The sequence below is a fragment of the Plantactinospora sp. CNZ321 genome, from assembly GCF_004217235.1.
This window is the reverse complement of record NZ_SHKQ01000001.1, coordinates 7417414-7439575: the sequence shown is the minus strand read 5'-3', so window position 1 is coordinate 7439575 and position 22162 is coordinate 7417414. Positions and strand designations below refer to the sequence as shown.

Genomic DNA, 22162 nt, shown 5'->3' with positions numbered 1-22162 from the left:
CCGCCGCGCAACCGCCGGTGGCGAGGTGTCGTCCGCGCGGCCGTCGCCGTCGGGAGCGATCTGTCGGTCCCGGGAACAACCTGACGGCCCAGGCGTTGTCCACAACCAGTGGACGAAGTTGTCCACAGCCTGTGGATGACGCGGGGCCGCGTCGTCCGGACGGAGGCTCGAATTTCGCTCTGCGCGTACAGCGGACGGTCCGGGAAGCATCGCTGAGCGTGGACTGTTGGTAAAAACGTCGCGTACCTGGCTCATTCCGGGAACACACGACCTCAGGAGAGTCGGCTCGCGGCGATAGAGTAAGGGAGCACGGACGTCCGCCCCGGATGTCCGGGTGGTGGCCCCGCCACGATGCTTGGACCATCAAGATCGAGTGCGCACGGCACGTGAGGAGCACGAGGGCATGTTCGAGCGGTTCACCGACCGAGCGCGGCGGGTTGTCGTCCTGGCTCAGGAAGAAGCCCGGATGCTCAACCACAACTACATCGGTACGGAGCACATCCTGTTGGGTCTCATCCATGAGGGTGAGGGCGTCGCGGCGAAGGCCCTGGAGAGTCTGGGGATCTCGCTGGAGGGCGTCCGCCAGCAGGTGGAGGAGATCATTGGCCAGGGCCAGCAGGCGCCGAGCGGGCACATCCCGTTCACGCCGCGGGCCAAGAAGGTGCTGGAGCTGTCGCTGCGCGAGGCGTTGCAGCTCGGGCACAACTACATCGGTACGGAGCACATCCTGCTCGGCCTGATCCGTGAGGGCGAGGGCGTCGCCGCCCAGGTGCTGGTCAAGCTCGGCGCCGACCTGAACCGGGTCCGTCAGCAGGTGATCCAGCTCCTCTCCGGCTACCAGGGCAAGGAGCCGGCCGCGGCCGGTACCGCGCCGGGTGAGGCCGCGCCGTCGACCAGTCTGGTGCTGGACCAGTTCGGCCGGAACCTGACCCAGGCCGCCCGGGAGGGCAAGCTCGACCCGGTCATCGGTCGGGAGAAGGAGATCGAGCGGGTGATGCAGGTGCTCTCCCGCCGTACCAAGAACAACCCGGTCCTGATCGGCGAGCCCGGGGTCGGCAAGACCGCGGTGGTCGAGGGGCTTTCCCAGCGGATCATCAAGGGCGAGGTGCCGGAGACGCTGAAGGACAAGCAGCTCTACACGCTTGACCTGGGCGCGCTGGTCGCCGGTTCGCGATACCGCGGTGACTTCGAGGAGCGCCTGAAGAAGGTTCTCAAGGAGATCCGCACCCGCGGCGACATCATCCTGTTCATCGACGAGATCCACACCCTGGTGGGTGCGGGTGCCGCCGAGGGTGCGATCGACGCGGCGAGCATCCTGAAGCCGATGCTGGCCCGTGGCGAGCTGCAGACCATCGGCGCGACGACGCTGGACGAGTACCGCAAGCACCTGGAGAAGGACGCCGCCCTGGAGCGGCGGTTCCAGCCGATCCAGGTGGGTGAGCCGTCGCTGACGCACACCATCGAAATACTGAAGGGCCTGCGGGATCGCTACGAGGCGCACCACCGGGTGAGCATCACCGACGCGGCGTTGGTCGCGGCGGCGACGTTGGCCGACCGGTACATCTCCGACCGGTTCCTGCCCGACAAGGCGATCGACCTGATCGACGAGGCCGGTGCGCGGATGCGGATCCGTCGGATGACGGCGCCGCCGGACCTGCGTGACTTCGACGAGCGGATCGCCCAGGTGCGCCGGGACAAGGAATCCGCGATCGACGCGCAGGACTTCGAGCGGGCCGCGCAGTTGCGGGACAAGGAGAAGCAGCTCCTTGGTCAGAAGGCGCAGCGGGAGAAGGAGTGGAAGGCCGGCGACCTGGACGTGGTTTCCGAGGTCGACGACGAGCAGATCGCCGAGGTGCTGGCGAACTGGACCGGTATCCCGGTCTACAAGCTGACCGAGGAGGAGACCTCCCGGCTGCTGCGTATGGAGGACGAGCTGCACAAGCGGGTCGTCGGCCAGGAGGACGCGGTCCGGGCGGTGTCGAAGGCGATCCGGCGTACCCGGGCCGGTCTGAAGGACCCGAAGCGGCCGTCCGGCTCGTTCATCTTCGCCGGTCCGTCCGGTGTCGGTAAGACCGAGCTGTCCAAGGCACTGGCGGAGTTCCTCTTCGGTAGCGAGGACGCGCTGATCCAGCTGGACATGTCCGAGTTCCACGACCGGTACACGGTGTCGCGGCTGGTCGGGGCGCCTCCCGGTTACGTCGGTTACGACGAGGGTGGCCAGCTGACCGAGAAGGTGCGGCGCCGGCCGTTCTCGGTGGTCCTGTTCGACGAGATCGAGAAGGCTCACCCGGACGTGTTCAACACCCTGCTCCAGATTCTGGAGGACGGGCGGTTGACCGACGGTCAGGGCCGGATCGTGGACTTCAAGAACACGGTCATCATCCTGACCACCAACCTGGGTACCAGGGACGTGGCCAAGGCGGTCTCGATGGGCTTCCAGGCCTCGGAGGATTCCGACTCGAACTACGAGCGGATGAAGCAGAAGGTCAACGACGAGCTGAAGCAGCACTTCCGGCCGGAGTTCCTCAACCGGATCGACGACACGATCGTGTTCCACCAGCTCAACCAGACCGAGATCCTCTCGATCGTGGACATCATGATCCAGCGGATCGAGACCCAGCTCCGTAACAAGGACATGGGCCTCGAGCTGACCGACAACGCCAAGAAGTACCTGGCGAAGAAGGGCTTCGACCCGGTGCTGGGCGCCCGGCCGCTGCGTCGGACGATCCAGCGCGACATCGAGGACAACCTGTCCGAGCGGATCCTGTTCAACGAGTTGACCCCGGGGCAGATCGTCGTCGTCGACTGCGAGGGCGACCCCGACAACACCGACAAGTCCAAGCTGGTCTTCCGCGGCGCGGAGAAGCCGGTCCCGGTGCCCGACGCGGTGCCGGCCGACCTCGGCAACACCGCCGCGGCCGGCGCGGACGAGTAGGCGGCGGCTCGGTAACAGACGGTTCGGCCCGGTGGCAGTCGCCACCGGGCCGAATTCGTTCGTGCGGAACGGGGGCTATCCGTCGGTGCCCTCGCCGGCCAGCACGCAGGTGTCGTCGACCATCTCGACCAGGCCGTCCTCGATAAGCCCGGCCAGCGCCCGGGAGCGTTGCAGGTCGTCCGACCAGACCAGATCCAGCCGGGCCCGGGGCACCGGGCCGGTAGCCTCCCGGAGTACGGCCAGCAGCTTGCCCCGGACCTGCCGGTCAGTGCCGGCGTACCGCTGTGGGCGGCGGGTCGGGCCGGACGGCGCGGTACGCCCCGACGCCCGCCACGCGCACCGGGCGGCCAGCGGACAGTCGACACACCGGGGTGCCCGGGCGGTGCAGACCAGCGCCCCCAGCTCCATGAACGCGGCGCTGGCCCGGGCGGCCCGCTCCGGTACCGCCGGCAGCAGTGCCTCGGTGGCGACCAGGTCGGCGGGACGGGTCGCCGGCCCCGCGTCCGGTTCCCCGGCAACGGCCCGGGCCACCAGCCGGCGTACGTTCGTGTCCACCACCGGATGCCTCTGGCCGTACGCGAACGCCGCTACCGCCCGGGCGGTGTAGTCGCCGACGCCGGGCAGCGCCAGCAACTCCTCCAGGGTGGATGGCACCTCCCCGCCATGTCGCCGCAGTACGGCCACCGCACACTCGTGCAGCCGCAGCGCCCGTCGGGGATAGCCGAGCCGCCCCCACATCCGGATCGCCTCGGCCGGAGTGTCGGCGGCCAGGTCGGCCGGTGCGGGCCACCGGGCGAGCCAGGCCCGCCAGGCGGGAAGTACCCGCACCACCGGGGTCTGCTGCAGCATGACCTCGCTGACCAGGATCGGCCACGCCCCGATGCCGGGCTCTCGCCAGGGCAGGTCGCGGGCGTTCTCGTCGTACCACCGGATGGCGTCGGCGGCGAGTGGTGTAGTCGACATGGCGCCGTCGATCCTGTCATGCCGGCCGGGCGCCCGGTCGCGGCCGGGCCGTCCCGGAGCGTGGGCCGGAGGCCGGGTCGGGTCCCGGACGGGGTGGACGATCCGGCAGACTGCCCGGATGAACGAGCTCGCGATCACCGTCATCGGTCCGGACCGGCCCGGCATCGTGGCCGACGTGACGGAGGCGCTGGCCCAGGTCGGGGCCAACCTGACCGACTCGACCATGACCCGGTTGCGCGGGCACTTCGCGATGACGTTGATCTGCGTCGGCCCGTCCGGTGCCGAGGCGGAGGCGGCGCTCGCCCCGGTCGTCGGGGACGGCCCGCTGGTGGCGACGGTTCGCCCGGTCGGCGCCGAAGCGACGAGTACGCCGCTCGGCGAGCCGTACCTGATGGCCGTGCACGGGGCCGATCGGCTCGGCATCGTCGCCGCGCTGACCCGGGTGATCGCCGAGGCCGGCGGCAACGTCACCGACCTGACCACCCGGCTGACCGGGCCGCTCTACGTCCTCCTCGCCGAGGTGGAGTTGCGGCCGGGCGCGGCCGACGGGATCGCCGCCCGGCTGGCCGAGGTGGCCGCCGGGCTGGACGTGGAGGTCACCCTGCGGCGAGCCGACTCGGACCTGCTGTGACCGGGAAGGACGGTTCCGGGATGGTCGAGGAGTGCGACCTGGGCGACTGGACCCCCGAGCTGCTCGGTGACCCGGGCCGGGTACGCCCGGTGGTGACCGCGCCGGCCGGGGTGCTGAGCCGGGCAGGTGTCACCGTGGACCCGTGCGACGACGAGGTGGTCCGACTCGCCGCCGATTTGGTGGCCACGATGCGGGTCTCGCCCGGCTGCGTGGGCCTGGCCGCACCGCAGATCGGGATCGGCGCCCGGGTCTTCGCGGTGGACGTGACCGGGCATCCCAAGACCGTCACCTCGCACGGCACCTTCGTGCTCTGCAACGCCGAGATCGTCGAGGCGAGCCGATGGCGGCCGGGGCGGGAGGGCTGCATGTCGGTCCCCGACCTGACCGGTGACGTGAAGCGGGCCAGCCGGGTAGTGGTGCGCGGGGTCCTGCCCGGCACCGGCGAGGCCGTCCGGGTGGTCACCGACGGCTTCGAGGCCCGGGCGCTTCAGCACGAGATCGACCACTGCGCGGGCCGGCTGTTCCTGGACCGGGTGGCCGGCGCGCACGCCGTCTACCAGCGCAAGGTCTATCTGTGAGCTGCGGCGCGGATACACCGGGCCGGGGCCCCGGCGCGTCGCGGGGGTCAGGGCCACGCGTGCCGATACGGTGAAACCATTATGCGTCTGACGGTTGGCCCCCTGCCGCCCGCCGTGTATTGGCGGCGTCGAGCCGTCGTGCTCGGCGCTCTGCTGCTCTTCCTGATCGTGCTGCTCTACTCCTGCATCAACACGGGCGGGGCGGACGACTCCGGAGGGGACAAGACCGCCGATCCCGGGCCGTCCCCGACGCTCACCCCGCACGTGGATCCTTCCGCGTCCGGCCCTCCCGACTCGGGTGCTCCGGAGCCGGGTGGTCCGGGCGGTGAGGAGCCGTCCGACCCGCCCGCGGACGACGGAGGGTCGGTCGAGCCGGCGGGTGGCGGTGAGGTGCCACCGGCGCCGCCGCCGGTCGCCAACGAGTGCACCGACCAGGAGATTTCGGTGATTCCGGTGCCCTCGCGGACCTCGGCCCAGCGGGGGCAGCCGATCGACCTGCGACTCAGGATCAAGAACGTCTCCGACCGGACCTGCAACCGGGACGTCGGCGCAGACCTCCAGGAGCTGTACATCAAGTCCGGCGCCCGGAAGGTCTGGTCGTCGGACGTGTGCAGCGAGGTCCGCTCCAACGACGTCCGGGCGTTCCCGCCCAACCACGAGAACGAGTACAGGGTCTCCTGGAACGGGCGGGAGAGCTCCAGGTGCAGCAACCAGCTCGCCGCCGGGCCCTATCCGGCGGCCGGCACATACCAGCTCTTCGGCCGGCTCGGCAACAAGCACAGCGACCCGGTCCGGATCACCATCACCGGCTGACCGACGGCACCGTCCGGTCGCCACCGGACCGGACCGCCGCCCGCCGGCGGCCCCGCCCGCCGGACGCCGCCGGTCGCGGTCAGCCGACTCCGAAGATCGGGGCTGGCCGACGCCGCCGGTCGGGTCAGACGTAGCGCTCCAGGATCGACGCCTCGGCGAGCCGGGACAACCCTTCCCGTACGCCCCTGGCGCGGGCGTCGCCGACCCCGTCGACGGCCTGCAGATCCTCCACGGTGGCGCCGAGCAGCCGTTGCAGGCTGCCGAAGTGGCCGACGAGCCGGTCGACCACCAGCCCGGGCAGCCGGGGCACCTTGGCGAGCAGCCGGAAACCGCGCGGGCTGACCGCCGCGTCCAGCGCGTCGGAGGCACCCGGATAGCCGATCGCCTTGGCGACCGCGACCAGGTCGATCAGCTCGGTGGCGGTGAGCAGGTCCAGCTCGACCAGCGCCTCGTCGAGGGTCCGCGCCTTGCGGCCGATCGGCAGGTAGTCGCGGATCACCAGGGTCCGGTCGGCGTCCACCCCGGCCATCAGCTCGTCGAGTTGGAGGGCGAGCAGCCGGCCGTCGGTGCCCAGCTCCACCACGTAGCCGGCGATCTCGTCGGCGATCCGGCGGACCATCTCCAGCCGCTGCACCACGGCGACCGCGTCCCGTACGGTGACCAGATCCTCGATCTCCAGCGCGGAGAGGGTGCCGGAGACCTCGTCGAGGCGCAGCTTGTAACGCTCCAGGGTGGCCAGTGCCTGGTTGGCCCGGGACAGGATCGCGGCCGAGTCGTCCAGCACGTGCCGCTGGCCGTTGACGTAGAGGCTGATGATCCGCATCGACTGGCTGACCGAGATCACCGGGAAGCCGGTCTGCCGGGCGACCCGCTCGGCGGTGCGGTGCCGGGTGCCGGACTCCTCGGTCGGGATCGTGGGGTCGGGCATCAGGTGCACGGCGGCCCGGACGATCCGGGTGCCGTCGCTGGAGAGCACGACGGCGCCGTCCATCTTGCACAGTTCGCGGACCCGGGTTGCGGAGAACTCGACGTCGAGCGGGAAGCCGCCGGTGCAGAGCGTCTCGACGACCCGGTCGTAGCCGAGCACTATCAGGGCCCCCGTGCGGCCGCGCAGGATGCGCTCCAGCCCGTCCCGCAGCGCCGTGCCCGGCGCCATCAGCGCCAGGTTGGCCCGCAACGGGTCACCCGTCGGCCCCGTCGCGTTCATGGTCATGCCGACGCCGATGGGACGGGCCGAGGTGCCGGCGCTGGTACGGACAGGAGAAGCCGCGCTGGCGGTTCGGTTCGCGTCGCGGTCGATCGGCACTCGGACATTCTACGGACCGCCCTGCGTTCGGTGCCGTCGCGGTTACTGTGACGTGCCACTGTGCCTGCTTCCTCCCATCGGCGTGCCGTTCGGTTCCGTCCGGGGCCGGCCGGGTTAGTGTCCAGTTTGTAGCTGATTGGCGAGCCCTGCGAGGCGTCGCCGTTCGCCCGGCCGCAGGTGGCAACGGCCGTAAGCATGCCATGCCCCGGCCAACAGCAGCCCGATGTGACCGTATGGTTACTCAGCTGACACCCGCGCCACGGACTGCAGCGCCGATCGGACGTCGGTGACTTCCATCACCCGCATGTTCTCCGGGGTCACTCCGCTGGCGCCCGGCCCGCAGCCGGTCGGCACGAGGGCGTACTTGAAGCCGAGCCGGGCCGCCTCCGCCAGCCGGCGCGGCACCGCGGCGACCCTGCGCACCTCACCGGTCAGCCCCACCTCGCCGATCGCGACCAGATCCGGTGCGATGGCCAGGTTGAGCCCGCCGGAGGCGACCGCCAGCGCGACGGCGAGGTCGGCGGCCGGCTCGACCACCCGGATCCCGCCGACGGTGGCGGCGAAGACCTCCCGGTCGTGCAGGGTCAGCCGCTCCGTCCGGCGCTGCAGCACCGCCAGCACCATCGCCAACCGGGCGCTGTCCAACCCGGAGACGGTCCGCCGGGGAGACCCGGCCACCGTCGCGCCGATCAGCGCCTGGACCTCGGTGACCAGCGCCCGCCGGCCCTCCATCGCGACCGTCACGCAGGTGCCGGGGACCGGGTCGGCGGAGCGGGTCAGGAACAGCCCGGAGGGGTCGGCGAGGCTGCTGATCCCGCCCTCGTGCATCTCGAAGCAGCCGACCTCGTCGGCGGTGCCGAACCGGTTCTTCACGCCGCGCACCATCCGCAGCGAGGAGTGCTTGTCGCCCTCGAAGTGCAGCACCACGTCGACCAGGTGCTCCAGCACCCGGGGGCCGGCCACCTGGCCGTCCTTGGTGACGTGCCCGACGAGTACGGTCGCGATGCCCCGCTCCTTGGCGACCGCTACCAGGGCGGCGGTGACCGCCCGGACCTGGGTGACCCCGCCCGGCACCCCCTCGGTGCCCGGGGTGGAGACGGTCTGCACCGAATCCAGCACCAGCAGGCCCGGCTTGACCGCGTCGAGGTGGCCGAGGACGGCGGAGAGGTCGTTCTCGGCGGCCAGATAGAGCCGGTCGTGCAGGGTGCCCATCCGCTCGGCCCGCAGCCGGACCTGGCTCACCGACTCCTCGCCGCTGACCACCAGAGACGGGCTGCCGGCACCGGCCGCCCACTGCTGGGCGACGTCGAGCAGCAGGGTCGACTTGCCGACGCCGGGCTCGCCGGCGAGCAACACCACCGCGCCGGGCACCAGGCCGCCGCCGAGGACCCGATCCAGCTCGGGCACGCCGGTGGGGCGGGCCCGGGCCGGGGCGGCGCTGATCGTGGCGATCGGCCGGGCCGGCTCGGCGGGTGCCCGGGAACTTACCACCCGGCCGGAGACGGTGGGGCCGGTGAGCGTCGACTCGACGACGGCGCCCCACTCGCCGCACTCCGGGCATCGGCCGACCCACTTGGGCGGCTGGTGCCCGCAGGCGTCGCACTCGTAGGCGGGGCGGGGGTCGCGGCTCGCGGCGCGACCGCGCCCGGTGGCGGCGCGGGGCGTGGCTCGGCTGGTCGTCACCCGAGCACGCTAACGAATCGGTACGACGGAACCGGCTGCACCCGGCCGGGTCGGCTGCGGCCTACCCGTGCTCTTCCTCACCGACGACCGGCGTACCGACCGGGGCCGGGGTCACCGGCACCGCGACCGGGGCCCGGGCCGACACCTGGGTGCCGCCGAAGTCGAAGACCAGCTCGATGTCGGTGCCGGTCAACAGCGGCTCGGTCAGCCCGGAGAGCTGGAGCCAGCTTCCGGTGGTCTCGTTCAGCACCACGAACCCGCCGGCCGGGATCCGGATCTCGGCCGGCAGCGTCGGGGACGCCGTGGGCGACGCGGTGCCGGCACCCTCGGTCGGGGTCGCCGTCGGCGAACCGTCCGGGGCCGGGCTCCCCGAGGCCTCCGGGGAGGGGCCGCCGGTGGTGGTCGGCGACGGGCTCGCCGAGACGGTGCCGCCCGGGGTCGGCGCGACCGAGGCACCGGCCAGCACCACCGCACGGGCACCGGGGGAGCTGACCCGCACCGTGACGGTCTCGCCGGAGTCGTTGAAGAGGGCGACGTTCATCGGCGCGTCCGCGCCGGCCGGGTAGCCCTGGATGCCCGGGTAGTCGACCGACAGGTTGCGGACCTTGAAGGTGTTGTCGGCCGACTGCGCGTTGGTGCCGACGCTGGTGGGCACCTTGGCGGCGGTCTCGGCGAGCTGACCCGCGCCACACCCGGACAGCAGCAGGGTGGCGGCGGTCGCCGTACCGGCCAGCACCGCGGCGGCTCGCCGAGCCCCCCTGATCGAGCGCGTCACCTGGTCCTCCTTCGTGCGATCCCGGTCGCCGTCGCGATCCGGCGGAACGGGCATGGTGGCCGTACCCGGGCCCAACGGGCTCCAGGGTAGTGGGCGGTGATCGGCTCCCGTACGCCGACCCGGTAACCCGGCGGGGTCCGATCGGGCGGTACCGGCTGGTGGAGAGCGGGGTCAGACCACCCGGCCAGTGGTCACCAGCAGCACGACATCGATCAGCGCGACGAGCATGACGGCCCGGAAGACGGCCACCGGGCGGTCGCCCCGGGCGGCGGCGGCCCGGCCGGCGTACCAGCCGAGCGCCGGGACCACGGCGGCGACCGCGACCGCGGCCAGGCCGGCCCAGGACGGCGGTCCGGGGGGCCCGACCACCAGGGTCGTGGTGGCCGCGAGCAGCAGGCCGGCGGCGGCCAGCCGGGAGCCGGCCGGGCCGAGCCGGTGCGGCAGGCCGCGCACCCCGGTCCGCTCGTCGTCGGCCAGGTCCGGCAGCACGTTCGCGAAGTGCGCCCCGGCGCCGAGCAGAGCGCCCGCCGCGACCAGCCAGGCTGGCGGTGTCGGCCCGCCCGGCAGCCCGAGTACGACGACGGCCGGCAACGCCCCGAACGAGACCGCGTACGGCAGCACCGAGAACGGGGTGGACTTCAGCGGCCAGTTGTAGAGCAGCGCGGAGACCAGGGCGAGGACGACCGCCCCGGCGGCGGCGAGGTTGAGGGTCAGCGCGGGCAGCGGGGTGAGTACGGCCGCGAGCGCGCCCGCCGTGCCGACCAGCCGCCGGCTGACGATGCCGCTGGCCACCGGCTTGTCCCGCCGGCCGACCGCGGTGTCCCGGTCGGCGTCGAGCCGGTCGTTGATCCAGCCGACGGCGAGCTGGCTGGCCAGCACGGAGAGGGCCACCGCCGCGACGCCGCCGGGCGAGTGGCCGACCCCCCAGGCGAGCAGGGCCGAGACGGTGGTCACCGCGACCGCCGGCTCGGGGTGGCTCGCCCGGACCAGCCCTAACACCACATGCGACATATGGGAAGTCTGGTTGTTACCGCTCGGTCGTGCCAGGCTCGATCGCATGCGGACAGCCCGGACCCGACCCGACGCCGGGACCACCGCGCCCGGCGGCCGGGCCCGACCGGCCCGCAACGACCCCCGGCAGTACGACGACCTCGCCGCCGAGTGGTGGCGGCCGGACGGCGCCTTCGCGATGCTGCACTGGCTGGCCGAGGCGCGGGCCGCGCTGGTGCCACCGGCCGCCCGGCCCGGGGCGGTCCTGGTCGACCTCGGCTGCGGCGCCGGGCTGCTCGCCCCCCGGGTGGCCGGCAGGGGATACCGGCACGTCGGGGTGGACCTGGTCCGCTCGGCGCTCGACCAGGCCGCCGCGCACGGGGTCGTTCCGGTGCGCGGGGACGTCGGGGCGGTGCCGCTGGCCGACGGCTGTGCGGACGTGGTGGCCGCCGGTGAGGTGCTGGAGCACGTACCGGACTGGCGGCGGGTGGTGGCCGAGGCGGCCCGGCTGCTCCGGCCCGGCGGCACGCTGGTGCTGGACACCCTCAACGCCACCACGTTGAGCCGGCTGCTGGCGGTACGGGTGGCCGAACTCTTCCCCGGGGTGCCCCGGGGGATCCACGACCCCCGGCTCTTCGTCGACGCCGGGGAGCTGGTCGGCGAGTGCGCCCGGCACGGGATCGCGCTGCGGATCCGGGGCATCCGGCCGGAGGCCTGGGGCACGGCACGCTGGCTGCTGCGCCGGGCCGTCCGACGCTCGGGTCCGGCCGGGGACGGGCGGACCGGGGCCCCGGCCGCGCCACGGATCGTGCCGACCTGGTCGGCGGCGGTGCTCTACCAGGGGTGGGGCACCCGGCAGTTCCGCCCAGACAGAGGAGCCGACACCATGCCGACAACCAGCACCACGCGCGACCGAGCTTCCCTCCCCGCGGCGGAAGCCGGGAACCTCCCGGGTGATTCTTGATGACGATGGACGCGCTCGCCGCGGCCCGCCGGGTGGCGCCGAGATTCGCCGCCCGGGCGGCCGAACACGACCGGGACGGCACGTTCCCGGTGGAGGACTTCGCCGACCTGCGGTCGGCCGGGCTCCTCGGGTTGATGGTTCCGCCCGAGCTGGGCGGGCTGGGGGCCAGCTTCGCCGGGTACGCGGCGGTCGCCACCGAGCTGGCCCGGGGCAACGGCGCCACGGCGCTGGTGTTCAACATGCACGCCTCGGTGACCGGCGCGCTCGGCGCGCTGACCGAGGAGCTGGCCGAGGCGCTCGGCGTACCGGCCGAGGCGCTGGCGGCCCGGGACCGGCTGCTCGCCGAGGCGGCGGCCGGCGCCTGGTACGCGGTGGCGATGAGCGAGCGCGGCGCCGGTTCCCGACTGTCGAAGCTGACCACGACGTACGAGCCGGTGGACGGCGGCTACCACATCAAGGGCGCCAAGACCTTCTGCTCCGGCGCCGGGCACGCCGACGCCTACCTGGTGGCCGCCCGGAGCATCGCCGACCAGTCGGTGGTGTCGCAGTTCCTGGTTCCGGCCGGGCCGGACGGGCTGCACGTGGAGCCGACCTGGGACTCGCTCGGGATGCGGGCCACCGCCTCGCACGACCTGCACCTGGACGTGACGGTGCCGGCCGACCGGCTGCTCGGCGGCGTGGAGGGGCTTGCCCTGGTGGTCGCCCAGCTCATGCCGCACTGGCTGGTGGCCAGCTACGCGGCCGTCTACGTCGGGGTGGCCCGGGCGGCGATCGACGCCGCCGTCGAGCACCTGACCGCCCGCGGGCTGGCCGGGCTGCCGGCGGTACGCGCCCGGGTCGGCCGGGCCGACGCCGCCACCGCCGCCGCCGAGCTGGCGGTGACCGAGGCGGCCCGCCGGGTCGACGAGGCGCCGGGCGACGCCGAGACGAACCGCTGGGTGTGGCGGGCGAAGCTGCTGGCCGGGACGACCGCGGCCGAGGTGGCGGCCTCGATGGTGGAGGCGGCCGGAACCTCGGCGACCCGGCGTGGGCATCCGCTGGAACGTCTCTACCGGGACGCCCGGTGTGGGTCGCTGCACCCGGCGACCTCGGACGTCTGCGCGGACTGGCTCGGCATCGCCGCGCTCGGTGGTGACCCGGACCGGGACGCCGCGACTCCCCGGTGGTGAGCCCGTTTCCGGTTTGCCGGACCGGAAGAGGAGGGGAAGAGGGGCTCATCGGGTATTTGATGGTGCGTGAGCGGCCGCCCGACCGCCACCGGTCGGGCCGCGTCGCGATCGGACACGTTGGCCTCGGCCGCGAGTCCCGGGGGGACGCTCGGGGGTTGGGCTCGGTGGGTGCGTGGAAGCGGGCAGGCGTGCGCGGTGTCGCGATCGGAGGACGGCATGGGGAGCGGAAGCGGGCGGGAAAGCTCCGGAGTGATCGCCGGGGTGGGTGTGGCGCTGCCGCCCACGGCCAGCCAGCAGGAGCTGTGGGCGGGCTTCTTCGCGGGGCACTTCGCCGGGGCCACCAGGGCGCTCGCCGAGCGGATCTTCGCCAACTCCGGGGTACGGCACCGGCAGGCGGCGGTGAATCCGCTGCTGGAGGATGTCTCGGACTGGCCGACCGAGCGCCGGATGCGCCGCTACCAGATCGAGGCGCTGCCGCTGGGCAAGGAGGCGGTCGGTCGGGCGCTGACCGACGCCGGCCTCTCGGCCGGGGAGATCGGCCTCTTCGTGGTCTGCTCGTGTACCGGGTACGCCACGCCGGGCCTGGACATCCTGCTGGCCCGGGACATGGGAATGGCCCCGGACACCCAGCGGATGTTCGTCGGGCACATGGGGTGCTACGCCGCGCTGCCCGGGCTGGCCGCGGCGAATGACTTCGTCACCGCCCGGGGCCGCCCGGCCCTGCTGCTCTGCGCCGAGCTGACCAGTCTGCACATCCAGCCGTCGTCGGCCCGGATGGACACCCAGCAGATCATCTCGCACGCGCTCTTCTCCGACGCGGCCGTCGCCGTGGTGGTCGCACCGGGCAGCCGTGCCGGGTACGCCGTCCGCGAGGTCACCGCGGTCACCGACACCTCGACGGCCGACCACATGACGTGGGAGTTGACCGACACCGGTTTCCGGATGGGACTGTCGCCGAAGGTGCCGCAGGTGCTGGCGGCACACGTCCGTGACCTGGTCACCGACCTGCTGGCCCGGCACGGCAAGCGGATCTCCGAGGTGGACGGTTGGGCGGTGCACCCGGGCGGTCCCCGGATCCTCAACGTGGTGGAGGCGGAACTCGGCCTGCCACCGGAGGCGCTGGCCGCGTCCCGGGCGGTACTCGACGAGTACGGCAACTGTTCGTCGCCGACTTCCTTGCTCATCCTGGAACGACTACGGCGGACGGCCGCGGCACCCCGTACCGTGGTGATGCTCGCGTTCGGACCCGGGCTGACCCTCTACGCGGCACTGCTGGACCGGCAGCCGGGGGTGGCACGGGCCGACGGCACGCGGTCGGCCCAGCGGGCCGGCCGGGGTGGCTCCTAGGATCTCCGCCGGACCGGCGGGAGGAGGCGACCGGTGCGCAGGGTGGCGTTGACGATCGCGGCGGTACTGCTGGTCGGCGTCGGCGGTTGGTGGTCGGTCCGGTCGGCACCGGAGCCGGCCCGGCCAGGGCAGACCGGGGTGGGCCCACCGGAGATGGCGCCGGGGATCGGCGGGGCGGACCTGGCCGGTCGGCAGAGTGGCGGCGTCGCCTGGCACAGCCTGCCGTACTTCCCGCAGACGGTGTGGCGGGAGACGGCGACGCTGAACCAGCGCCGCTTCGTCACCTGGTCGATCGACACCCGCCCGGGCGGTCGCTACCTGCTGCAGTACGTCTGCGTCAGCCTCGGCGAGCTGCACGTCCGGGTACTGCGGGGGGCGACGAAGGGCTGGTCGAAGTCGGTGAGCTGCCCGGGGCCGTTCGGCAGTGTGCAGCTTGTCGCGGCAAGTGACGAGCTGTCGATCGGCGCCCGGCGGCTGAACCACCGGCACGTGGAGGTCGCCCTCCAGGTGGTGGCGCTGCCCTGAGCGGCGTTCCGCCCCGGCCGGCCCGGCTCGCGCGGCGGCGGGCAGGCGGCCTCAGGCGGCGGTCAGCAGGCGGGGCCTCAGGCGGCGGTCAGCAGGCGGGGAAGGTCGGCCTGATAGTCGCCCGGGGAGCCGAGTTCCGGCACGGTCCGGAGGATCTGTCCCGACCGGCTGGCCAGTACGGCGCCGGGTCTGCCGTTCGCGGCGGTGAGATCCAGTGCGGCCCGCAGCTCGGCGGTCGGGTCGGTCAGGAAGCGGGGGGTTCCGCCACCGGGCGGCGGCATGGTCCGGGTGCCCGGTAGGGCCCGCCGGGTGCTGACCGCCACCACGGCGACTCCGGGCGGGGCGGCCCGGACGGCGGCGTCGAGGTGCTGGTCGCACGCGCAGCCGTCGATCAGAAGGATCACGGCGGGAAGGAGTCCCCGTAACGGGACGATCTGGCCGTCCTCGCCCACCAGGTCGAGCGCGGGCAGGGACCGTCCGGCGGATGCCGCCGCGCTGCCCGGGCTCGTCGCGCCGTTCGGGTTCGTCGCGCCACCCGGGTTCGCCTGGGCGCTCGGGTTGCCCGGGGTGCTGCGGGCGGTCGCGGCCGGCCGCTGCGGGGCGGGCCAGGTGATGGCGAAGAGACTGGTCAGGGCGGCCAGCAGGATCGCCGACATGATCAGCAGGGAGAGTCGCAACGGCACGGGACCGGCGGTGGTGGTGGGGACGCCGAGACGCCTGCGCCACCCCTCGCGGCGGGCCTGTAGCCGCAGCTCGCGGCGGACCTGGGCGGATTCGGCGGCCAGTTCGGCCGGGTCGTCGGGTATGACGATCCGGCCCCAGTCGGCGGGCAGGTCGGGTACGCCGTCGAACGGGCCGTTGTCCGGCCGGCCGTCGCCGTCTGCCGACATGCTCATGGCACCCCCTGGCTGCTCACCTGAGGTGTGATTCGGGCTCCACCCCAGCCTCCCCCACCGGGGGGCGTATCGCCAGTGGGCGGCGGTGCCGGGTGCCGAAGAGATATGCTGGAGTGACCGCAACGCCCTACATCCGATTTTTCCGATCCGCCTTGTCGGCCGGTGATCCGTGTGTCACGCAGCGTGCGTAAATCCACTGATCGCCGTCATGTCAAGCCGAAGAAAGACCTCTCACAGGGCCTCTGAGCTGCGCTAACGGTCAGGACTGCGGTGGGACATCGGTGCCTGAGCGTGTTACCCTAGACACAGCGAAAGGGGTTTCGAACCTATGGTTTTCAGTGTCGGCGAGACCGTTGTTTACCCCCACCACGGGGCCGCACTCATCGAGGCAATCGAGACTCGGGTCATCAAGGGCGAGCCCAAGCAGTACCTCGTCCTCAGGGTCGCTCAGGGTGATCTGACGGTCCGGGTGCCCGCCGAGAATGCCGAGATCGTGGGCGTGCGCGAAGTGGTTGGCGAAGAGGGCCTGGGCAAGGTCTTCGATGTCCTCCGTGCCCCGCACACCGAGGAGCCGACCAACTGGTCGCGGCGTTACAAGGCAAATCTGGAGAAGCTGGCCTCCGGTAACCCTCTCAAGGTGGCTGAGGTCGTCCGCGACCTCTGGCGCCGCGAGCGGGAGCGGGGGCTGTCGGCGGGCGAGAAGCGAATGCTCGCCAAGGCCCGCGACATCCTCGTCGGTGAGGTCGCGCTCGCCGAAAAGAGCACCAAGGACGAAGCGGAAACTCTTCTCGACAAGGTGCTCACCGAGGCATAGCCCCACGCCGGCACTTTTCGTCGTGCCTGCGACGTACCCCGAAGAAAGTCCGAGGACCGCGACGTGACCGCGCAGCTCAATCCGCGCGGTGACGTCGCGGTCCTCGTTCCGGCGGCGGGTGCCGGCGTCCGGCTCGGACCGGGCGGCCCGAAGGCACTGCGCCGGATTGGTGGCGAACCGCTGCTGGTGCACGCCGTACGGCGGATCGCCACCGCACCGTCCGTGCACACCATCGTGGTGGCGGCGCCACCCGGTGACGAGGACGCGGTCCGGGCGCTGCTCAAGCCGGTCGCCGAGCTGACCGTGGTGGCCGGCGGTGCCACCCGGCAGGAATCGGTCGCCGCCGCGTTGGCGGCGGTACCCACCGGCCCGGAGATCGTCCTGGTGCACGACGCGGCCCGGGCGCTCACCCCGACCGCCCTGGTCGAGTCGGTCGCCGAGGCGGTCCGTGGCGGCGAGGACGCCGTGATCCCGGTACTTCCGGTGGTCGACACGGTCAAGGAGGTCTCGGCCGCCGGTGTGGTGCTCGGCACCGTGGACCGGTCCGCGCTGCGGGCCGTGCAGACGCCGCAGGGCTTCCGGCGGGCGGTGCTGGCCGCCGCGCACGCCGCCGCCGTCGACCCGCTGACCGACGACGCGGGCCTGGTCGAGAAGCAGGGCGTACGCGTTGCCTGCGTCCCCGGGTCGGAGTACGCGCTGAAGATCACCCGACCGTTCGACCTGGCCCTGGCCGAGCACCTGCTCGGCGCCGTACCGCTCGCCGGGCACCACTGATCGCCTACGCTTCCGGACGTGATCCTTCCGCTGGTCGGTGTCGGCACCGACGTACACGGATTCGAGCCGGGCCGGGCCTGCTGGGTGGCCGGCCTGCACTGGCCCGGCGTGGACGGGCTGGCCGGGCACTCCGACGGTGACGTCGCCGCGCACGCCGCCTGCGACGCACTGCTCTCCGCCGCCGGCCTCGGCGACCTGGGCAGCAACTTCGGGGTGGCCGAGCCGGAGTGGGCCGGCGCCGCCGGGGTGGCACTGCTGGCCGAGACCGCCCGCCGGGTCCGGGCCGCCGGCTTCGAGATCGGCAACGTCTCGATCCAGGTGATCGGGGTACGCCCGAAGATCGGTCCCCGCCGCGACGAGGCCCAGCGGGCGCTGGCGGCGGCGGTCGGCGCCCCGGTCACCGTCTCCGGTACCACCACCGACGGTCTCGGGCTCACCGGCCGGGGCGAAGGGCTGGCCGGGATCGCCGTCGCCCTGATCCACCGGCAGCCCTGACCCGTCCGGCGGCTTCTTGCACCTGTCGAAGCACCGGGTTTCCCGTTGCGAAAACTGACTATCGTAACGTTCGATGGGTTTGTCGACGACGGGGGTGAATGCTTTGACCGATGTGCGGCCCAAGTCGCTGGACGGGAGCGCGAACACTCTGCTCGAACTCGCCGGCCTGCTCCAGACCGGCCGGAGCTGACCATCTCGGCCCGAGTGGCCAGCCCGGCGGCGCACGAGGATGTGGCCGGCAAGACATGCTGCTGGAAGCACTGCGCAACGGCTACGACAAGGCCGGCGGGGCGCTCGACGACTACCTCACCGCTGGGACGCCGCTCCGAGATCTTGGTGAATTGGGGTCCGTGGCTAACCATTCTTCAGCAAGAATCTTGGTAGGTCCTGTATGGCGCGTTGCAGTTGGCCCGCGAGCTAGATCGGTGATCCGATGCGGTCGTCCCGGTAGGCGCGTAGCAGGCCGAGACGGGCCGGCTGACAGGGCCACGGTGCGCCACAGGTCACCGGAACTCGATTCGACCAGTCGCGAGACCTGGGAGCTGGTGCGGAACAGCAAGGATCGGTCGGGGCCGGTGCTGGCGTTCGGGCCGGCGGCCTGGCGCACCTTCGTCCGGGGTGTTGCCCCGCATCGGTAGTCGATTTGACGATCGCCCCCCGCGTCCGTGTGGCAGCACGGGCACGGGGGCGTCGCCATGCTCGGCCTCGGCGGGAGTCCCTTTGACGGGATCGCATCGAGGATCGCGAGCGCGGAATCCGAGGCGGGCTCGGCAGTGGGGAGGCATCCGACCAGGTGACCGGGGCATTAGTGGACCAAGCCTGACGCCACGGGGGGAGCGCCAGGCTTGGTCCCGTCTACGGTACCGCGCATCCGGGCTGCTGGGGAGTGGGCATTCGGCGGGTCGTCGGTCAGCTGGCCGGCGACCGTCGGTTGACGGCCGGGGAGTGGGCGTTCGGTAAGTCGGGCGTGCGTATCCGGCGGGACAGCGCCGGATAGGCTCGGGCCGTGTCCAGCGACGCCGATTCCGACCAGTTCTCCTCCGCCGAAGGGTACGTCCAGCGCGCCGAACTGCTCGCCGAGCTCGGCCGCTACGACGAAGCGGCCGCGGAAGTCGGATTCGCGATCGCGCTCGACCCGTCGCATGTGCCTGCGCTGGTCATGCTCGCGATGGTCAAGCTCGCGGGTGGCAGGCCGGGGGAGGCGCTGGATGCCGCCGAGTCGGCCGTCGCCGCCGCTCCGGAGCTGATCCACCCGCTGGTGATCCGAGGACAGGCCCTGGCGGACCTGCGCCGGTTCAAGGAGGCGGCGGCGACGGCCGACGAGATCCTCGCGCTCGGCCCCGACGACGCGTACGCCCAGCGCAGCGCGGCGGCGATCCTGGGTGAGTCGCGCAACGGGCAGCAGGCGCTCAACGCCGCGTGGCGGGGTGTCGAGCTGGCGCCGCAGGAGCCGCAGGCGCACCTGGTGCTGGGCCTGGTGGCGGCCAGGATGCAGATGTTCGACCTGGCCGAGCGGGCGTACCGGGAGGCGCTGCGGCTGGACCCCGAACTGGCGGCGGCGCAGCACAACATCGGGGTGATCCGGCTGGAGCAGCGGCGCTACTCGGAGGCGCTGGAACATCTGGCGGACGCGGCGGCGCTGGAGCCGACCAGCCGGGACGGCGCCCGGGCGATCGGCGGCGGGCTGCGGCAACTCCTGATGTACGGCGCCGGCTACACCATCGTGGTGTCGATCCTGGTGGCCTGCCTGGCGGCGGCGAACCCGGTGTCGTCCCGGCTCTGGGCCGGGCTCGCGGCGGTGACCGGCGGCGTTCTGGTCTGGCGCTTCGCCAGACGGGTGCCGAACCTGGGCCGGGGGCGGCTGCCCGACCTGATCCGTTCCGACCGGCTGTTGGCCCTCGCCGTCTACGCCGTGGTTGCCGGACCGTGCCTGATCCTGCTCTACGCGATCCTCGGCTCGCCGTGGCCGCTGGTGCTGGCGCTGGTCACCACCGCCGCGACGCAGTTGGCGGTGCTCTTCGGCTGGTCACCCGACCGCGACTGATGGCATGACCTGTATCGGACAGCGTGGATGAACGGGTAGAGTCCGGGACAGAACATCCCGTTTCTCTGCGGCTTGCTCGTGCCGGCGGAACGTTCGGGGGTGCGATGGCTCGGCAGTGGACGCAGCGATGGAGCCGCCGGATCGGCGTGACGGTGTGCGGGGTGTTGGTGCTCACGGGTTGCACCAGCGAAACCGGACCGGAACCGCCGGCACCCAAGGTGAGCACCGAAGAGTTCGAGCAACGACTGACCGAGCACCTGTCCCGCGCGGTGGCCGGGGCGCTCGAGTCCGACGCGCAGGCAACCGCGCCGAGCCACTCCCGGAGGGCAGGCTGCGCAGACCTGCCCGGGGGCGGCCCGAGCTGGGGTGTCCGGCCCCGGGCGGAGCTGACGGTCTCCGCTGCGGAGCAGGCCGGGAAGTACCTCGACGACGTGGAGATGTGGATGCTTCGCGAGGGCTTCGCCGAACATGCCAAGAGGTTGCGGACCGGCACGCCCGCCGACGTCCGGGAGATCACCGCCGTGCACGAGGACGGCACCGAGTTGCTCATGGAAATGCCTCTGGAGAGTGGGCGGTTCACGGTCGCCCTGACCGGGCCGTGCACCTGGCCGCCGGATCGGCCCGGTGGCCCGCCGTCCGCCGGGCAGCTTCCACCCCTCCCGGCACCGTCCGGGCCGACGCAGACCCGCAGCGAGGACTCCGCCGACCCGTGCCGGTCGCCGAAGCTCTATGTCTACAACCTCACCTCCCGGCCCTTTGCCGGCCGCGGCCCGCACCTGATGGCGATGGTCAGGTACTCCGACGAGCGGGAGCTGGAGTACACCGAGATTCTGCTGCCCAAGAAATGGGAACCCCGGTACCAGTCCGGCACCTCCCGCCGGGACCTCGACCAGGTGCAGCTCCTCGTCTGCGTACGGGTGACGGCGTCCCGGGACTCGCGGCAGGACGTTACCTGCAGTTACGCGCATGAGCAGGCGCTGCTGGCCGGTGGCAGCCCGTTCACCTTCGACCTGTTCGAGAGCGCCTACCACGTAACGGTTCGGGAAGCCCGCAGCGGCAAGCTGGTCAGCGAGTTCACCGTGCCCGGGCGGCAGAGCGCCGAGGACAGCTGCCCGTTCCGCATGCACTACAACCGAAAGCTGGCCCGGGGCATCGACGAGGCGGCCTTGCAGAAGAGACTGCGGCCGCTGGTCGAGGCAGACCGGTGACCAGGCCGTCGGGGTCGGCTCAGCCGGTGCCCCGGCCGGACCAGGTCCAGGCGTACCCGGTGTCCTCGCAGGACAGTGCCGGGCCGCAGAGGTCGAGCGGGCGGAAGGTGTCGACCATGACGGCCAGCTCGTCGAAGCTCTCCGCCCCGATCGCCCGCTCCGGGGCGCCGGGCTGCGGGCCGTGGGTGAAGCCGGCCGGGTGCAGCGAGATCGAGCCCTGCGCGATGCCGGAGCCGCGCCGCGCCTCGTAGTTGCCGCCGGTGTAGAAGAGCATCTCATCGGAGTCGACGTTGTGGTGGTTGTACGGCACCGGGACGGCCAGCGGGTGGTAGTCGACCTTGCGGGGCACGAAGGAGCAGATCACGAAGTTCGGCCCCTGGAAGGTCTGGTGCACCGGCGGTGGCTGGTGGATCCGACCGGTGATCGGCTCGAAGTCGTGGATGGAGAACGCCCACGGGTAGAGGTGGCCGTCCCAGCCGACGACGTCGAAGGGGTGGTTGGCGTACACGTGCCGGGTCCAGCCCCGGCGGTGCTGGACGTACACCTCCACGTCGGTCTCCTCGACCAGCAGCGGGGACTCCGGGCCCCGGATGTCCCGCTCACAGTAGGGGGAGTGTTCGAGGAACTGGCCGCGTACCGAGAGGTAGCGCTTGGGCGGGCCGATGTGCCCGGAGGCCTCGACGACGAGCATCCGCAGCGGCTCCGGGGCGACCGGCACGATCCGGTACACCACCGAGGTCGGGATGATCACGTAGTCCCCGGCGGTCACTCCGAGCACGCCGAAACTGGACTCGACCCGGGCCGCGCCGGACTCGACGTAGAGGCACTCGTCGCCGACCGCGTTGCGGTAGAGCGGGGAGGGCCGGTCGGCGACGACGTAGGAGATCCGGACGTCGTCGTTGGCGAGCAGGTGCTGCCGGCCCAGGATCGCGTCGGTGCCGGCTCCGCCGTCGAGTTTGTGGGTACGCAGGTGACGGGGCTTGAGCGGCAGGTTCGGCACCCGCTGCCAGGCCGGCGGGGTGAACTCCTCGGCGGCGACGATCGCGGTCGGCAGGTAGCGGTGGTAGAGCAGCGACGAGTCGGCGGAGAAGCCCTCCTGGCCCATCAGCTCCTCGGCGTAGAGGCTGCCGTCGGGCTGCCGGAACTGGGTGTGGCGCTTCCGGGGAACCTCGCCGACGCTGCGGTAGTACGGCATGATCGCCTCCGTTTTGTCCCAGTCACCGGCCGACGGTGTCCGATAATCGGACGGTGT

At 72.4% G+C, this 22162-nt stretch carries 21 protein-coding genes; 14 read left to right on the top strand and 7 right to left on the bottom strand.

Annotated elements, in window-relative coordinates; all coding sequences use genetic code 11:
- Positions 1-403: 403 nt before the first annotated feature.
- On the top strand, positions 404-2935 hold the full coding sequence (locus tag EV371_RS32355; protein WP_130466373.1) for an AAA family ATPase: 2532 nt from the start codon (positions 404-406) through the stop codon (positions 2933-2935).
- A gap of 75 nt (positions 2936-3010) precedes the next feature.
- On the opposite strand, the gene EV371_RS32350 is transcribed toward EV371_RS32355, so the two are convergent.
- Complete coding sequence (locus EV371_RS32350) at positions 3011-3898, bottom strand: HhH-GPD family protein (RefSeq protein WP_130465397.1); 888 nt, start codon at positions 3896-3898, stop codon at positions 3011-3013.
- 118 nt (positions 3899-4016) lie between these two features.
- Here EV371_RS32350 and EV371_RS32345 point away from each other — a divergent pair, with 118 nt between their 5' ends.
- From EV371_RS32345 to EV371_RS32335, 3 genes are all read left to right on the top strand, one after another.
- Positions 4017-4529, top strand: a complete 513-nt coding sequence (locus EV371_RS32345; protein WP_130465396.1) for an ACT domain-containing protein — start codon at positions 4017-4019, stop codon at positions 4527-4529.
- A gap of 20 nt (positions 4530-4549) precedes the next feature.
- Positions 4550-5107, top strand: a complete 558-nt coding sequence (locus EV371_RS32340) for a peptide deformylase (RefSeq protein WP_130466372.1) — start codon at positions 4550-4552, stop codon at positions 5105-5107.
- Between the two features lie 81 nt (positions 5108-5188).
- A complete protein-coding gene (locus tag EV371_RS32335) occupies positions 5189-5920 on the top strand; it encodes a hypothetical protein (RefSeq protein WP_130465395.1) in 732 nt (243 codons plus the stop codon).
- A gap of 124 nt (positions 5921-6044) precedes the next feature.
- On the opposite strand, the gene disA is transcribed toward EV371_RS32335, so the two are convergent.
- The 4 genes from disA to EV371_RS32315 form a co-directional block, all read right to left on the bottom strand.
- Positions 6045-7226, bottom strand: a complete 1182-nt coding sequence (disA, locus tag EV371_RS32330; RefSeq protein WP_130465394.1) for a DNA integrity scanning diadenylate cyclase DisA — start codon at positions 7224-7226, stop codon at positions 6045-6047.
- 237 nt (positions 7227-7463) lie between these two features.
- Positions 7464-8909 carry a DNA repair protein RadA gene (radA, locus tag EV371_RS32325; RefSeq protein WP_130465393.1) on the bottom strand — a complete coding sequence of 482 codons (1446 nt, stop codon included), beginning with the start codon at positions 8907-8909 and terminating at the stop codon, positions 7464-7466.
- A gap of 61 nt (positions 8910-8970) precedes the next feature.
- Positions 8971-9684: an RAD23 family protein gene (locus EV371_RS32320; RefSeq protein ID WP_130465392.1), complete on the bottom strand. Its 714-nt coding sequence runs from the start codon at positions 9682-9684 to the stop codon at positions 8971-8973.
- Between the two features lie 171 nt (positions 9685-9855).
- Entirely contained in the window at positions 9856-10743 is an 888-nt protein-coding gene (locus tag EV371_RS32315) for a UbiA family prenyltransferase (protein WP_486484882.1), read from the bottom strand.
- Between EV371_RS32315 and EV371_RS32310 the strand changes: the two genes are divergently transcribed.
- The 4 genes from EV371_RS32310 to EV371_RS32295 all read left to right on the top strand — a co-directional run bounded on the left by EV371_RS32310 (position 10742) and on the right by EV371_RS32295 (position 14679).
- Positions 10742-11638 carry a methyltransferase domain-containing protein gene (locus EV371_RS32310; protein ID WP_130465390.1) on the top strand — a complete coding sequence of 299 codons (897 nt, stop codon included), beginning with the start codon at positions 10742-10744 and terminating at the stop codon, positions 11636-11638. The genes EV371_RS32315 and EV371_RS32310 overlap by 2 nt on opposite strands.
- Positions 11638-12807, top strand: a complete 1170-nt coding sequence (locus EV371_RS32305; protein WP_130465389.1) for an acyl-CoA dehydrogenase family protein — start codon at positions 11638-11640, stop codon at positions 12805-12807. Before EV371_RS32310 ends, EV371_RS32305 begins: the two co-directional genes overlap by 1 nt.
- Positions 12808-13023: 216 nt before the next feature.
- The gene (locus EV371_RS32300) at positions 13024-14154 is read left to right on the top strand and encodes a 3-oxoacyl-[acyl-carrier-protein] synthase III C-terminal domain-containing protein (RefSeq protein ID WP_130465388.1); all 1131 of its coding nucleotides are present in this window, start codon (positions 13024-13026) and stop codon (positions 14152-14154) included.
- Positions 14155-14187: 33 nt separating this feature from the next.
- Positions 14188-14679 carry a hypothetical protein gene (locus tag EV371_RS32295; protein ID WP_130465387.1) on the top strand — a complete coding sequence of 164 codons (492 nt, stop codon included), beginning with the start codon at positions 14188-14190 and terminating at the stop codon, positions 14677-14679.
- A 77-nt stretch (positions 14680-14756) separates the two neighbouring features.
- Here the strand turns inward: EV371_RS32295 and EV371_RS32290 are convergent, their stop codons facing one another.
- Positions 14757-15575 (bottom strand): hypothetical protein, encoded by an 819-nt coding sequence (locus tag EV371_RS32290; RefSeq protein ID WP_486484881.1) that lies wholly within the window; start codon positions 15573-15575, stop codon positions 14757-14759.
- Between the two features lie 328 nt (positions 15576-15903).
- Between EV371_RS32290 and EV371_RS32285 the strand changes: the two genes are divergently transcribed.
- From EV371_RS32285 to EV371_RS32260, 6 genes are all read left to right on the top strand, one after another.
- Positions 15904-16389, top strand: coding sequence for a CarD family transcriptional regulator (locus EV371_RS32285; protein ID WP_007073334.1), 486 nt, complete (start codon positions 15904-15906; stop codon positions 16387-16389).
- A gap of 63 nt (positions 16390-16452) precedes the next feature.
- Positions 16453-17163: a 2-C-methyl-D-erythritol 4-phosphate cytidylyltransferase gene (gene ispD / locus EV371_RS32280; RefSeq protein WP_130465386.1), complete on the top strand. Its 711-nt coding sequence runs from the start codon at positions 16453-16455 to the stop codon at positions 17161-17163.
- Between the two features lie 18 nt (positions 17164-17181).
- Positions 17182-17658: a 2-C-methyl-D-erythritol 2,4-cyclodiphosphate synthase gene (gene ispF, locus EV371_RS32275; protein ID WP_130465385.1), complete on the top strand. Its 477-nt coding sequence runs from the start codon at positions 17182-17184 to the stop codon at positions 17656-17658.
- A 245-nt stretch (positions 17659-17903) separates the two neighbouring features.
- Positions 17904-18296, top strand: coding sequence for a DUF397 domain-containing protein (locus tag EV371_RS34870; RefSeq protein ID WP_486484880.1), 393 nt, complete (start codon positions 17904-17906; stop codon positions 18294-18296).
- Positions 18297-18664: 368 nt separating this feature from the next.
- Complete coding sequence (locus EV371_RS32265; RefSeq protein WP_130465383.1) at positions 18665-19702, top strand: tetratricopeptide repeat protein; 1038 nt, start codon at positions 18665-18667, stop codon at positions 19700-19702.
- 218 nt (positions 19703-19920) lie between these two features.
- Positions 19921-20910: a hypothetical protein gene (locus EV371_RS32260; protein WP_130465382.1), complete on the top strand. Its 990-nt coding sequence runs from the start codon at positions 19921-19923 to the stop codon at positions 20908-20910.
- Between the two features lie 19 nt (positions 20911-20929).
- On the opposite strand, the gene EV371_RS32255 is transcribed toward EV371_RS32260, so the two are convergent.
- Entirely contained in the window at positions 20930-22105 is a 1176-nt protein-coding gene (locus EV371_RS32255) for a homogentisate 1,2-dioxygenase (RefSeq protein WP_130465381.1), read from the bottom strand.
- Between the last annotated feature and the right edge of the window lie 57 nt (positions 22106-22162).